The sequence below is a fragment of the Citrobacter sp. Cpo040 genome, from assembly GCF_030332915.1.
Lineage (GTDB): Bacteria > Pseudomonadota > Gammaproteobacteria > Enterobacterales > Enterobacteriaceae > Citrobacter > Citrobacter portucalensis.
In genome coordinates this window covers 961,755-974,416 of record NZ_JAOWGX010000034.1, presented here as the reverse complement: position 1 = coordinate 974,416, position 12,662 = coordinate 961,755, and the positions used below count along the sequence as shown (strand labels likewise).

Annotated in this window: 13 protein-coding genes; 7 read left to right on the top strand and 6 right to left on the bottom strand. The window is 52.1% G+C overall.

The window, feature by feature from the left end:
- Positions 1-94: 94 nt before the first annotated feature.
- A complete protein-coding gene (locus OGX86_RS09440; RefSeq protein ID WP_003034925.1) occupies positions 95-325 on the bottom strand; it encodes a DNA polymerase III subunit theta in 231 nt (76 codons plus the stop codon).
- 143 nt (positions 326-468) lie between these two features.
- Between OGX86_RS09440 and yobA the strand changes: the two genes are divergently transcribed.
- From yobA to pphA, 4 genes are all read left to right on the top strand, one after another.
- Entirely contained in the window at positions 469-843 is a 375-nt protein-coding gene (yobA, locus tag OGX86_RS09435) for a CopC domain-containing protein YobA (protein ID WP_212025416.1), read from the top strand.
- Between the two features lie 3 nt (positions 844-846).
- Complete coding sequence (gene copD, locus OGX86_RS09430) at positions 847-1,719, top strand: copper homeostasis membrane protein CopD (RefSeq protein ID WP_008785042.1); 873 nt, start codon at positions 847-849, stop codon at positions 1,717-1,719.
- Between the two features lie 20 nt (positions 1,720-1,739).
- On the top strand, positions 1,740-2,078 hold the full coding sequence (locus OGX86_RS09425) for a YebY family protein (protein ID WP_032943770.1): 339 nt from the start codon (positions 1,740-1,742) through the stop codon (positions 2,076-2,078).
- Positions 2,079-2,490: 412 nt separating this feature from the next.
- Complete coding sequence (gene pphA, locus OGX86_RS09420) at positions 2,491-3,132, top strand: protein-serine/threonine phosphatase (RefSeq protein ID WP_048224177.1); 642 nt, start codon at positions 2,491-2,493, stop codon at positions 3,130-3,132.
- Here the strand turns inward: pphA and OGX86_RS09415 are convergent, their stop codons facing one another.
- The 5 genes from OGX86_RS09415 to yebS all read right to left on the bottom strand — a co-directional run bounded on the left by OGX86_RS09415 (position 3,133) and on the right by yebS (position 9,150).
- Positions 3,133-3,324 carry a YdfD/YebW family protein gene (locus OGX86_RS09415; RefSeq protein ID WP_003034941.1) on the bottom strand — a complete coding sequence of 64 codons (192 nt, stop codon included), beginning with the start codon at positions 3,322-3,324 and terminating at the stop codon, positions 3,133-3,135.
- 102 nt (positions 3,325-3,426) lie between these two features.
- The gene (locus OGX86_RS09410) at positions 3,427-3,663 is read right to left on the bottom strand and encodes a YebV family protein (protein ID WP_165612495.1); all 237 of its coding nucleotides are present in this window, start codon (positions 3,661-3,663) and stop codon (positions 3,427-3,429) included.
- Positions 3,664-3,763: 100 nt separating this feature from the next.
- Positions 3,764-5,185 (bottom strand): 16S rRNA (cytosine(1407)-C(5))-methyltransferase RsmF, encoded by a 1,422-nt coding sequence (gene rsmF, locus OGX86_RS09405; RefSeq protein ID WP_075552803.1) that lies wholly within the window; start codon positions 5,183-5,185, stop codon positions 3,764-3,766.
- A 79-nt stretch (positions 5,186-5,264) separates the two neighbouring features.
- A complete protein-coding gene (locus OGX86_RS09400; RefSeq protein ID WP_048216184.1) occupies positions 5,265-7,898 on the bottom strand; it encodes a PqiB family protein in 2,634 nt (877 codons plus the stop codon).
- Positions 7,867-9,150: a membrane integrity lipid transport subunit YebS gene (gene yebS, locus OGX86_RS09395; RefSeq protein ID WP_048216185.1), complete on the bottom strand. Its 1,284-nt coding sequence runs from the start codon at positions 9,148-9,150 to the stop codon at positions 7,867-7,869. Before yebS ends, OGX86_RS09400 begins: the two co-directional genes overlap by 32 nt.
- Positions 9,151-9,278: 128 nt before the next feature.
- On the opposite strand from yebS, the gene msrC reads away from it, so the two are divergent.
- From msrC to prc, 3 genes are all read left to right on the top strand, one after another.
- Positions 9,279-9,776 (top strand): free L-methionine (R)-S-oxide reductase MsrC, encoded by a 498-nt coding sequence (gene msrC / locus OGX86_RS09390; protein WP_136391988.1) that lies wholly within the window; start codon positions 9,279-9,281, stop codon positions 9,774-9,776.
- 96 nt (positions 9,777-9,872) lie between these two features.
- Complete coding sequence (proQ, locus tag OGX86_RS09385) at positions 9,873-10,559, top strand: RNA chaperone ProQ (RefSeq protein ID WP_003833781.1); 687 nt, start codon at positions 9,873-9,875, stop codon at positions 10,557-10,559.
- A 19-nt stretch (positions 10,560-10,578) separates the two neighbouring features.
- Positions 10,579-12,627 (top strand): carboxy terminal-processing peptidase, encoded by a 2,049-nt coding sequence (prc, locus tag OGX86_RS09380; RefSeq protein ID WP_008785035.1) that lies wholly within the window; start codon positions 10,579-10,581, stop codon positions 12,625-12,627.
- The last annotated feature ends 35 nt before the right edge of the window (positions 12,628-12,662 follow it).

Here is a 12,662-nt window from a genome sequence, read left to right as displayed (position 1 = left end):
TTCATAGTGTCTACAACCATCCTTAATGTGTGGATTAAGAATATGCTTATACTGTAGCAGGCGTCATGTAAGGAATCGTAACGTAATATAAGTTTTATTTAACTTTAGGCTCGTAAGGTAAACGTGAAAGCGAAACGGATGCCAGGCGGTGCGCGATGAGTCTTTCGCGGAACCAGTCGCGTAAATGCTCTGGCTGTTCGCGTTCAACAACTTCTGCAACAACGGGCATATTGTATCGTTCCTTAAATGCCACTCCAGCCGCAGCCAGATCGACATTGACCTTGTCCATTTCCGCTTGCTCAAGTTTGGCCAGATTGATGTTCATGGGCTTCTCCTTTTCTCTGTCTTTCGGCGCGCAAAGTTACTAAGAGTGTGCGTTAATGGCAAGACAGAAATGATGATTCTCGACTCGACCATTGTAGAAGGTTATTCTCTACAGGTTAGACATAACAAAAAGGAATAGTTGAAATGGCTTCATCTGCATCTATGCTTCGCAACGCGCTCATCGTACTCGCCAGCATCCTGGCAACACCTGCGGCATTGGCGCATGCCCACCTCACAAAACAAAGTCCGGCGGCTAACGCTGAAGTTGCGGCATCTCCTCAGGCGTTGACGCTGAATTTTTCTGAAGGCGTAGAGCCGGGATTCAGCGGCGCAACGCTGACCGGTCCTAACAAAGAACAGATCAAAACGGGCAAGGCATCGCGCAGTGAGCAGGACAAAACGCAGCTGATTGTTCCGCTTGATCAAACGCTTGAAGCAGGAAAATATACGGTCGACTGGCACGTTGTCTCCGTGGATGGTCACAAGACGAAGGGGCAATATACCTTTAGCGTGAAATAACCAATGCTGGCATTTACCTGGGTTGCGCTACGGTTTATCCATTTTACCGCTTTGATGCTGGTGTTTGGCTGTGCGCTTTACGGCGCATGGCTGGCCCCCGTTTCGGTTCGTCGTTTAATGATGCGTCGTTTTTTACGTCTGCAACGGCATGCTGCAACGTGGAGCTTTATCAGCGCGACGCTGATGCTGGCGATTCAGGGTGGGTTAATGGGCTCAGGCTGGCGGGATGTTGTCTCTACTGATGTTTGGCTCGCCGTGTTGCAAACGCAATTTGGCGGCGTCTGGTTATGGCAGATTATCCTCGCGTTGGTCACGCTGGTGGTGACCATCATGGTGCCGCGTAGCATGCCGCGACTGCTGTTAATGCTGACAATTGCGCAGTTTATTTTGCTGGCTGGCGTCGGACATGCGACGCTGCACAGCGGTATCCCTGGCGCAATCCAGCAGGTTAACCACGCCTTACATTTGGTATGCGCTGCCGCCTGGTTCGGCGGTTTGCTGCCCGTACTTTACTGTATGCGAATGGCGCAAGGTCGCTGGCGGGAACAGGCCATCAGTACCATGATGCGCTTCTCACGCTATGGGCATCTTTTCGTTATCGGTGTTTTACTAACCGGTATTATGAATGCGCTGTTTATTGTCGGTTTTTCTGTTCCCTGGCACATGGCTTACGGGCGACTGCTTTTGTTAAAAGGTGCCCTGGTCATGTTAATGGTGGCGATTGCGCTGGTGAATCGGTATGTTCTGGTACCACGCATGCGGCAGGATAACCGTGGCATGACTCTCTATTTTATTTGGATGACCAAGCTGGAATGGGGTATAGGAGCCGTTGTGCTGGCGATTGTCAGCTTGTTTGCAACCCTTGAACCTTTCTGATTGATGGACTGGCGAAACGCATGAAAAAAATCATTATCTCTTTATTACTCCTGGCAAGCTCCGGAGCCGCGCTGGCTGCGCCGCAAGTCATTACCGTCAGCCGTTTTGAGGTTGGCAAAGATAAGTGGGCGTTTAATCGGGAAGAGGTGATGCTGACCTGCCGTCCAGGTAACGCGCTGTATGTCATCAATCCCAGTACGCTGGTGCAATACCCGTTGAATGATGTCGCCAGACAGCAGGTGGAGAGCGGAAAAGTCACGGCAAAGCCGATCGAGATTATCCAGATTGATGATCCGGCGAAACCGGGCGAAAAAATGAGCCTGGCACCGTTTGTAGAGCGTGCAGAAAAGCTCTGCTAATTGTCAGATGTAGCGCTCTGATTTCCAATAAAAAACCGCAAGGATCTCGCAGGAGAACTTGCGGTTTTTGCGTTTGGATGCGTAACAAACGTCCTTTTTTTCCGGCCACTTTAGTCGCGGACTGGAAAACCTGGCGCTGTCATCTATTCTTAAATGGCAGGGTAACTTAGCCTGCATTAATGCCAACTTTTAGCGCACGGCTCTCTCCCAAGAGCCATTTCCCTGGACCGAATACAGGAATCGTATTCGGTCTCTTTTTATGTGGCGAATGCGATGCCATCCAGGGCAAAACACGGCGTATTGCATGCTGCATTCTCCATAAACCATACCATACTCCTGCCCACGATCGTCCAGGCTTTTTTACCAACATTGCTAAAATTATAATCAGGTACCCTTGTACTCTGGAGGCGACATGGGACGACCTGGCAATATCTATCAACGAATCGACGGTACGCAGTGGCGTCACGTCTGGGTGGTTGGGGATATCCACGGATGCTTCTCGATGCTGATGGCTAAGCTGCGCCAGTACCGTTTTGATCCCTGGCAGGATTTGCTGGTTTCAGTGGGGGATGTTATCGACCGTGGACCAGACAGTTTGCGTTGTCTGAAACTACTGCGTAAACACTGGATTGTCGCGGTCAGGGGGAATCATGAACAGATGGCGCTGGACGCGCTGGCGACGGGGGATCAATTCATGTGGTTTATGAATGGTGGCTCGTGGTTCGAGCAGGCGGAGCAACCGGCAGCGAAATTTGCTCTTGAAGCGTGTTGGCAGTTACCCTGGATACTGGAGCTGCATTGTCAGAACGGTATACACGTTATTGCTCATGCCGATTACCCGGATGATGATTATCAGTGGCTAAAAGAGATCGATTTACAGCGCGTGCTGTGGGACCGTTCGAGGCTGATGAACAGTGGTTGTGCGATTCAGGGCGCGGATCACTTCTGGTTTGGCCACACGCCGCTGCGCCATCGGCTGGATCGCGAGAATTTACACTATATTGATACCGGTGCTGTATTTGGCGGCGAGTTAACGCTGGTACAACTGCAATAATCAAAAATCGCTGTATTCCTGGGCCGGATGCCAGAAACTGTCGATGTAGTCGTCCGCAGGTAAACATCCGCCGTTACGAATACGTTGATCGTCCATCGATATCAGGCACTGCTGCTCAGTTTTGTAGACATCAACCACGATATCTTCACAACCGCCATCCAGATAGCACACAAAAAGAACCAGCGTGAACATTCCATCCTCAAATGGTAAAGCCATACCTGTAGTGTAGAAGATGTTGATAGATGAGGGAAATTAACCAAGAAATAACCCGTCTGGCGACGGGTTCTTTTTGAATCAGGCAAGGCGCATGATCCAGGCATCTGACTTACGATCGTAGTGTTCGCGAAATAGTACTGAATGTTCTCCGTTCAACAGGGCCGGGACGCTGGTTTCGGCATCCCAGGCATCCAGTTGCATACATAAATCCGGATCGGATTTACACGGAATGGTTAACGTTCGGTCCCCCGGCGATTCGCCATGTAACTCGGCGTCGTCGATTTCAAAAGCGCCAATGCGCACACTGGTTTTCATCATCGTGCTCTCCGTTAATTTGCTGGTTGTGGTACGACCAGTTAAGGCGTCCATTTTTCAGCGTAGTCAACGTTAGCAAAAGCGCCAGTAAAAACGTGCGTTATCCCGTAAAGAGTTTGCCATCCCGGACAAGATCGCGCGGGTAGCTATTCTTCAGTCGCGATCCAATGCGTTTTGCCAGACCGATCGGCTGATGCTGGAACGTAACCAGTACGTCATCAGTCGTCGGTGCGGTTTGCGGGTAAACATCTCTACCGCGATACCACTCTTCCGCTTCGGCAAGGGTCAGTTCGAATGCATGGCTGTGGTTCGGGTCGGCGAGGGCGATAACGGCCTCATGCTGCCAGCGATACCCTTTATTGTGGGTTTCGGCCAGTTTGATCCCAAGTCGAGAAAAGCGAACCTTGCCAATTAGAGGTTCAATTTCAGTTGGGAACAGCCAGATCTCTTTATCGCGCTGCCACAGGCGCAAATTATCTTCCCACTGCAGTCCACAAGCGCTCGCGGCTTGCGTGACAAGCGCAGACTCGCGCCCTTTAAGCGGGCTAAACGGGAAGTTACCGACTTTGTACTTCGGCGCAGGTAGTGCAGGGATTGCAGCTGTTTTGCGCAAACGCGCAACGAAGAAACCTTCGCAATCGTAAATCTGCGGGAATACATGCAGGAATCCTTCCGGCGTCAGGGCGCGTTCGGCCTGCGGAAATAAATCGCCCAGAGGTAAAAACTCGACGGCATCAGGGTAGGCCTCAATCAACCACTGCATGATATTTTCATTTTCGTCACGATTAAGCGTACAGGTCGAGTAAACCAATGTGCCACCGGGACGCAGGGCGTGGAAGGCGCTGTCGAGTAATTCGCGCTGGGTCGCGGCAATTTCCAGATTACTTTCTACAGACCAGTTTTTTAGCGCATCGGGGTCTTTACGCACCACACCTTCACCGGAACACGGTGCGTCGAGCAATATGGCATCAAATGACTCCGGCAACGCAGCGCCAAATACGCGTCCGTCAAAATGGGTCAGGGCGACGTTGGCTATCCCGCAACGGCTGATATTGGCATGCAGGACTTTGACGCGACTGGCAGAAAACTCATTCGCCAGAATGGCGCCTCGATTATTCATTTTTGCGGCAATTTGCGTGGTTTTGGAGCCGGGGGCTGCCGCAACATCCATTACGCGTTCCGGGGTATTGCCTTCGGCGAACAGTGCTGCGACTGGCAGCATTGAACTGGCTTCCTGAATATAAAACAGGCCGCTTAAATGTTCTGCGGTGCTGCCGAGCGGCACTGACTCTTCATCATCGCGCTCGATCCAAAAGCCTTCAGCACACCAGGGAACCGGGGTGAGAGACCAGTTGTAAGGTGCTGTCAGCGCGAGGAAATCGGCAACGGAGATTTTCAGCGTATTGACGCGAATGCTGCGGCGCAACGGGCGCTGACAGGCAGCGAGAAATTCATCGAATGAGAGCGTGGAAGGCATTGCTTCACGCATTTGAGTCAGAAAGGCGTCGGGAAAATAAGCCACTTGGTACCACCGGCAAAAAAACAGGTGCGCAGTGTAGCATAAGTGCTCCGGCGCGAGTACGCCGGAGCAAGTGGAGAGGTTAACGTGGCAGGGCGGTTCCCCATTCACGCCACTCTTTAGGTTCACTTTCCAGCAACAGGAAGTGTTTACCTGCCTGCGCTTTCGGAGCCAACGGTGTACCCGGTGGAGTCGCGAAGGCGATGCCGCCGCGGATGAACTGATTGAAGGTACCGGTCTTCACGACACCGCCGGTCAGGCCGAAGTCGAGATTGTAGCCGGATGCCAGCCAGAACACGGAGTTGTTGCGTACCAGATGCTGATAGCGTTGGCTAATGCGCATGGCAACCATCACACGATCGGAAAGCGAGCCCAGCGTCAGCCCGGTGACGGTCCCCACTTCAATACCTCTGAACAAAACCGGGGTTCCGATATTCAGCGAACCTGCTTCTGGTGCTTCAACCACAATACTCAGACCATCGAGGTAACGAGAGTCGGTAATGGTGGCTTCCTGCAGCTCAAAATCACGGCGCGGATTACCGCGTCCTGGTTCAACGTTGATATACGGCTGCAGGATTGTATCCAGATGCTCCACGCCCGCTGCCGAAATTTGCGGGGTGATCACGGAGAAACGGGTACCGCTTCGCGCGAAGGTCTGCACGTATTCCGGGTACAGAACCGCTTTTGCCTGAACTTCGTTACGGGCGGTGATCAGCTCAAGCGTCTGGATCTGTCCGATATCGATTCCCAGGTAGCGAATCGGCATGCCTGCAGCGAGTTTACCGGCATCGAACGCATGCAGCGTTATCTGGCCGCCGACCGCACGCGCGGCGGTTTCCGAAGCATACAGAATACGCTTGTCGCCTTTACGTTGGCTGGCGCTGGCACCGCTTAAATTATCGAAGCTAATCGCCCCTTTAAGCGCGCGTGAAAGGGGAGATGCCTGTACGGTTAATCCGCTGCCGTTAAGCTGAACTTTTGCTCCGCCTTCGGCCCAGAACACGCTGTTGCTGGTCAACAGGTTGCGATATTCCGGTTTGATATGCAGATCGATATCAAACGCATCGGCGCGAGGACGAACGCTAATCACTTCACCGACCTCGAATTTGCGGTAAAGCACCACCGAACCGGCCTGCACATCAGGTAGCGTTTCGGCGCTCAGGCTGACCGTGGTGGTTGGCAGATCGCTCAGACTGTTTTCAATCGCTTTCTCCAGGTTAGCGTAAAGCGGGTAGCTTTTTTTCATTTCCCCCTTAGTACCGGGCAAAATACGAATGCCGCCGCTGAGCCACTCACTGGCGCTGGCGCCAAGGAACTCCACGCCATCAAGTCCAACTTTGACATCCACGCGGCTGTTCACCACGAACTTACTGTCACCTTGCACCAGGTCACGATGCTGTGGTTCAACAGCAACGGTAAATGAGACGCCTTTGCTGGAAAGCGTACGCTCAATCACCTGACCGACCTGTACGCCGTGAAGAATTAGCGGCTGGCCAGCATCAATACCGTAACTCTCCGGCGCGGTCAGCGTAAACGTCATGACGCCTGGGTCGTGTAACAACGACTTCTCAGCGGGAATAACGACAAACTGGTTACGCGGCTCGCCTTCGCCGGGTACCAGCTCGAAAGTTTTACCTGTTAGCAGCGAACTGAGATTCACATCGCTTAACGATAATTTAGGGCTGTGTAACTCAATGCGTGTGTTGTCACGCAGCAGCGTTACCACGCTGGGATCGACCGTCATTTCGCCGGTGACTTTGCCGCCTGGGTTTAAATCCAGTTTTGTGAGCTGACCGACTTCTAATCCTTGATACATCAGCGATGTTGAGCCTGCTTTGAGTCCATCTCCGTTGGGTAAATCAAGCTTGACGATTACTCCGCGCTGGCTGTGCGCGAGATCCTGATATAGACCAAACGTGTCGTCTGCCGCAGCAGGTTTTGAGTCTTCGGGTGAATCAAAAGCAATGGCACCGTTGACCAGCGCCGCCAGACTCTCCAGTTTTACCTTCGCACCGCTAAGGCTGACATCCGCATTTACACCGGATACGTTCCAGAAGCGGCTGCCTTTTTTCACCAGATTGGTGAAGCGACGTTCAATCAATACATCGATGGTTACGCCCTGATGGTTCGGGTTGATGGTGTAGTCATAGACCCTGCCCACCGGAATCTTACGGAAATAAACCAGCGAACCGCTATTAAGCGATCCGAGATCAGGGGCGCGCAGATGCAGCATTAAATCGCCATTATCCAGACGATACTTGGGCTGGGTGTCGAGGGCGACGAAATGATCCTCGGCCTCGCCAGTACCGGGCATCATGCCGATATAGTTGCCGCCAACCAACGCATCCAGACCAGAAACCCCAGCCAGCGACGCCTTCGGCGTGACCAGCCAGAACTGGGTATCTTTGCGCAGAGCATCTTTCATGCTCGATTTGATGCTGACGCGGACTTCAATTTTGCGCAGATCTTTGCTGAGGTTGATATCCTGCACCGTGCCCACTTCAACGCCCTGATAACGAACGGGAGTACGGCCTGGCACAATGCCGTCCGCAGACATAAAGTCAATGGTCACGGTATTGCCGCGATCTTCATAGCTTCCCCAGATAAGCCAACCTGCGATCATCAGTGCAATGAACGGCAGCAGCCAGAACGGGGAGATACGGCGTTTTGTTTTAATCTGCGCTTCAGTCTGCGAAGCGGGCGTTTCCTGACTCATGTGCATCCCAAAGTAAGCGGCTGTCCAGCCATTCCACAGCAAGAATAGTCAATATTACCGCTGCGCCGAAATAAAACGCAGCCGGTCCCATAGTAAAAGCAAGTATCTGATCGCGATTTATCAGCGACATGGTTAACGCGATAACAAAGAGATCGAGCATCGACCAGCGGCCAATCCAGGTCACCATACGCAGTAGTTTTATACGGGTGCGCAACCCTTGTTCACAATTAAAGTGGATGCTGAATAGCAACGTAAACATCACAATCACTTTGGTGAATGGCACTAATATACTGGCGATAAACACGATCGCCGCTACGCCGACATTGCTGTTTGCCAAAGACATTATGCCTGACAGGATTGTGTCTTCCTGCCGGCCGCCGTTGACATAAATTATCGAGATGGGCAGCAGGTTAGCGGGCAAAAGCAGGACAATCGAGGCCAGCAGTGCCGCCCAACACTTTTGGATACTTTGATTTCTGCGCCAGCGCAACGGGATATGGCAGCGAGGGCAGCGACCGCGAGCATCCGGATAACCTGTAAAATGGCAGCCGAGGCAGACGCGGAGCTTTTCATCGGGCCGACGAGCCGGTCTTTGCGGGTAGAAACGGTCCCAAAGCTGCTCAACGTTAAGATGCGACAGCGTCAAAATACTCAGGATCACCAGCGCAATAAAAGCAAACAGCCCCACGCCAGGCTGCAAAAAAGCATAGTCCTGAACCTTGATTGAGGCGACGCCGATACCCACCAGGTAAATATCGAGCATCACCCACTCTTTGAGCCTTTCCAGCATCAACAGCACCGGGCGCAGGTTCATCCCGAGAATATTACCAAACCACAGATAAGCGATTGAGGTCACGAGAATTAGTGGCGCACCAGCGACGCAAAAAAGCACGAAGGAGGCGGTGAGGGGATCACCTTGTCGGGTCATTTGCCAGATGCCTTGCATCACATTGGCATCAATGCGCACACCTAATAAATAGATGTGCAGGAGTGGCTCTCCCCAGGCAAAGGGCATCAGCAGCAACATGGTGAAAGCCATTGCCGCCAGTCGCGTTAACGACCAGTCGCGTCCGTCACGAATTTTTGCCTGGCAGCGTGGGCAAAAGGCACTTTGGTGCGAACGCATTTTAGGCAAGCTAAATATCAGGTCACATTCAGGGCAGCGATGATAATGTGCACGAGGTAGTGCCTCACCGATGGACCTGATGGCTATTTTTTTAGTTGGCGTGATGCGTGGTGTCGTTAAGGCCATGTATCGCGAATCAAATTGTTGAAGTAATGTTATCTTAACTCATGACGGGAATGATCTTGAGCATTAACGCATTTAATGTTTATTTTAGTAGGCTGCAGTTTTAAGTAAGACAACTAAGTGATTATATAATGAACAAAATAGAGCTATACACGGATCTGAACCGTGATTTTAAGGCATTGATGGCAGGTGAAACCAGTTTTCTGGCAACGCTGGCAAATACCAGCGCATTGTTGTACGAGCGTCTTGCAGAAGTGAATTGGGCCGGTTTTTACCTGCTTGAGGACGATACGCTGGTGCTTGGTCCCTTCCAGGGCAAAATTGCCTGCGTGCGGATCCCGGTAGGGCGCGGTGTGTGCGGTACCGCAGTGGCGCAGAACCAGGTTCAGCGTATTGAGGACGTACATGCTTTTGATGGGCACATCGCCTGTGATGCCGCCAGCAACGCTGAAATCGTCCTGCCGATCGCTGTCGATAATCAGATAATCGGCGTGCTGGATATTGATAGCACGGCATTTGGCCGCTTTACTGAAGAAGATGAACAAGGTCTGCGTACGCTTGTGGCACAGCTTGAAACCGTGCTTGCAACGACGGATTACAAAAAATTCTTTGCGCGCGTCGCAGGATAATCAACGGATAACGTAGCAATTACTGATGACGTCATTATAATGTCGCCTGTTCATGCCTGCGCTTGTTGGCTACGTCCGTTGTAATCAGGAAATTTCATGGAAAATCAACCTAAGTTGAATAGCAGTAAAGAAGTCATCGCGTTTCTGGCCGAACGCTTCCCGCAGTGTTTTAGTGCGGAAGGCGAAGCGCGCCCACTGAAAATTGGCATTTTTCAGGATCTGGTAGAGCGTGTTGAGGGTGAAATGAACCTCAGCAAGACTCAGCTCCGTTCTGCCTTACGTCTCTATACTTCAAGCTGGCGCTATCTGTATGGCGTTAAATTGGGCGCAACGCGTGTTGATCTCGACGGCAACCCTTGTGGTGAGCTGGATGAACAACATGTTGAACATGCTCGCAAACAGCTGGAAGAAGCTAAAGCCCGTGTTCAGGCGCAACGCGCAGAGCAACAGGCGAAAAAACGCGAAGCGGCTGCTGCCGCCGGTGAAAAAGAAGACGCCCCGCGTCGCGAGCGTAAGCCGCGTCCTGCACCGCGTCGTAAAGAAGGTGCTGAGCGTAAACCTCGCGCTGAAAAACCAGCAGCAAAAGCACCGCGTGCTCCTCGCGAAGAACAGCATACCCCGGTATCTGATATTTCAGTACTGACGGTAGGGCAGTCTCTGAAGGTGAAAGCAGGAAATAATGCGATGGATGCCACCGTATTAGAAATCACCAAAGATGGCGTCCGTGTACAGCTGAATTCGGGTATGTCTTTGATTGTACGCGCAGAACACCTGGTGTTCTGAAACGGAGGCCAGGCCTGGCATGAACACTTTTTTTAGGCTTACTGCGTTAGCTGGTCTGCTTGCATTAGCAGGCCAGGCACTTGCTGTGGAAGACATCACGCGTGCCGATCAAATCCCCGTGTTAAAGGAAGAAACCCAGCATGCGACGGTAAGCGAACGTGTGACGTCGCGTTTTACGCGATCACACTATCGCCAGTTCGATCTGGATCAGGCGTTTTCGGCAAAAATTTTTGACCGCTATTTGAATTTGCTCGACTACAGCCACAACGTGCTGCTGGCGAGCGATATCGAACAGTATGCAAAAAAGAAAACGGTCCTCGGCGATGAACTGCGCACCGGCAAGCTGGATGTCTTTTACGATCTCTATAATCTGGCGCAAAAACGCCGATTTGAACGTTATCAGTACGCATTAAGCGTACTGGCACGTCCAATGGATTTCACCGGTAATGACACCTTTAACCTCGATCGAAGCAAAGCGCCGTGGCCGAAGAGCGAAGCAGAGCTTAATGCGCTGTGGGACGGCAAGGTTAAATTTGACGAACTCAGCCTGAAGCTGACCGGTAAAACCGATGCGGAAATCCGCGAAACGCTGACGCGCCGCTACAAATTTGCGATTCGCCGTCTGGCGCAGACCAACAGCGAAGATGTGTTCTCACTGGCGATGACAGCGTTCGCCCGTGAAATCGACCCGCATACTAACTATCTCTCTCCGCGCAATACCGAGCAGTTCAATACTGAAATGAGCTTGTCTTTGGAAGGTATTGGCGCGGTTCTGCAGATGGATGATGACTACACCGTCATTAACTCCATGGTGGCAGGTGGTCCGGCAGCCAAGAGCAAAGCGATCAGCGTTGGCGATCGTATTGTCGGCGTCGGGCAGACGGGCAAGGGCATGGTCGATGTGATTGGCTGGCGTCTGGATGACGTTGTAGCGCTGATCAAAGGACCTAAAGGCAGCAAGGTGCGCCTTGAAATTCTGCCTGCCGGTAAAGGTACCAAGACGCGCACCGTGACGCTAACGCGTGAACGTATCCGTCTCGAAGACCGTGCCGTTAAAATGTCCGTGAAAACCGTTGGCAAAGAAAAAGTCGGCGTACTGGATATTCCTGGCTTCTATGTTGGCCTGACTGATGATGTCAAAGTCCAGTTGCAGAAACTGGAAAAACAGAACGTCAGCAGCATCATCATCGATCTGCGTACCAACGGCGGTGGAGCGCTGACCGAAGCGGTTTCGCTTTCCGGTCTGTTCATTCCTTCCGGCCCGGTGGTTCAGGTTCGTGACAATAACGGTAAAGTGCGTGAAGACAGTGATACCGACGGCGTTGTGTACTACAAAGGCCCGCTGGTGGTATTGGTCGATCGCTTCAGTGCCTCGGCATCGGAAATTTTTGCCGCGGCAATGCAGGATTATGGCCGTGCGCTGATCGTCGGTGAACCGACCTTTGGGAAGGGCACCGTACAGCAGTATCGCTCCCTGAATCGTATTTACGATCAGATGCTGCGTCCGGAATGGCCTGCGCTGGGTTCTGTTCAGTACACGATCCAGAAATTCTACCGCGTAAACGGTGGCAGCACGCAGCGTAAGGGTGTTACGCCGGATATCATCATGCCGACAGGTAATGAAGAAACTGAAACCGGCGAGAAGTTTGAAGATAACGCGCTGCCGTGGGACAGCATTGATGCGGCAACCTACACCAGGTCAGATAACCTGACGCCGTTCGGACCTGAATTGCTGAAAGAGCACAATGCACGTATTGCGAACGATCCTGAGTTCCAGTACATCATGAAGGACATTGCGCGATTCAATGCGATGAAGGATAAGCGCAGCATCGCTTCTCTGAATTACGCTCAGCGTGAGAAAGAGAATAACGAAGATGACGCAATGCGTCTGGCGCGTATTAACGATCGGTTCAAGCGAGAAGGCAAACCGTTGCTGAAGAAACTGGACGATCTGCCGAAGGATTACCAGGAGCCGGATCCGTATCTGGATGAAACGGTAAAAATCGCGCTCGACCTGGCGCATCTTGAAAAAGAAAAGCCAGCGGAACAGCCCGCGAACAGTCAATAACCTCAAACAGGCACAAGAAATTGTGCCTGTTTTTT

Coding starts and splice junctions, on each gene's coding strand:
- OGX86_RS09440 (WP_003034925.1), bottom strand. CDS start 325: ATGAACATCAATCTGGCCAAACTTGAGCAAGCGGAAATGGACAAGGTC.
- yobA (WP_212025416.1), top strand. CDS start 469: ATGGCTTCATCTGCATCTATGCTTCGCAACGCGCTCATCGTACTCGCC.
- copD (WP_008785042.1), top strand. CDS start 847: ATGCTGGCATTTACCTGGGTTGCGCTACGGTTTATCCATTTTACCGCT.
- OGX86_RS09425 (WP_032943770.1), top strand. CDS start 1,740: ATGAAAAAAATCATTATCTCTTTATTACTCCTGGCAAGCTCCGGAGCC.
- pphA (WP_048224177.1), top strand. CDS start 2,491: ATGGGACGACCTGGCAATATCTATCAACGAATCGACGGTACGCAGTGG.
- OGX86_RS09415 (WP_003034941.1), bottom strand. CDS start 3,324: ATGTTCACGCTGGTTCTTTTTGTGTGCTATCTGGATGGCGGTTGTGAA.
- OGX86_RS09410 (WP_165612495.1), bottom strand. CDS start 3,663: ATGAAAACCAGTGTGCGCATTGGCGCTTTTGAAATCGACGACGCCGAG.
- OGX86_RS09400 (WP_048216184.1), bottom strand. CDS start 7,898: ATGAGTCAGGAAACGCCCGCTTCGCAGACTGAAGCGCAGATTAAAACA.
- yebS (WP_048216185.1), bottom strand. CDS start 9,150: ATGGCCTTAACGACACCACGCATCACGCCAACTAAAAAAATAGCCATC.
- msrC (WP_136391988.1), top strand. CDS start 9,279: ATGAACAAAATAGAGCTATACACGGATCTGAACCGTGATTTTAAGGCA.
- proQ (WP_003833781.1), top strand. CDS start 9,873: ATGGAAAATCAACCTAAGTTGAATAGCAGTAAAGAAGTCATCGCGTTT.
- prc (WP_008785035.1), top strand. CDS start 10,579: ATGAACACTTTTTTTAGGCTTACTGCGTTAGCTGGTCTGCTTGCATTA.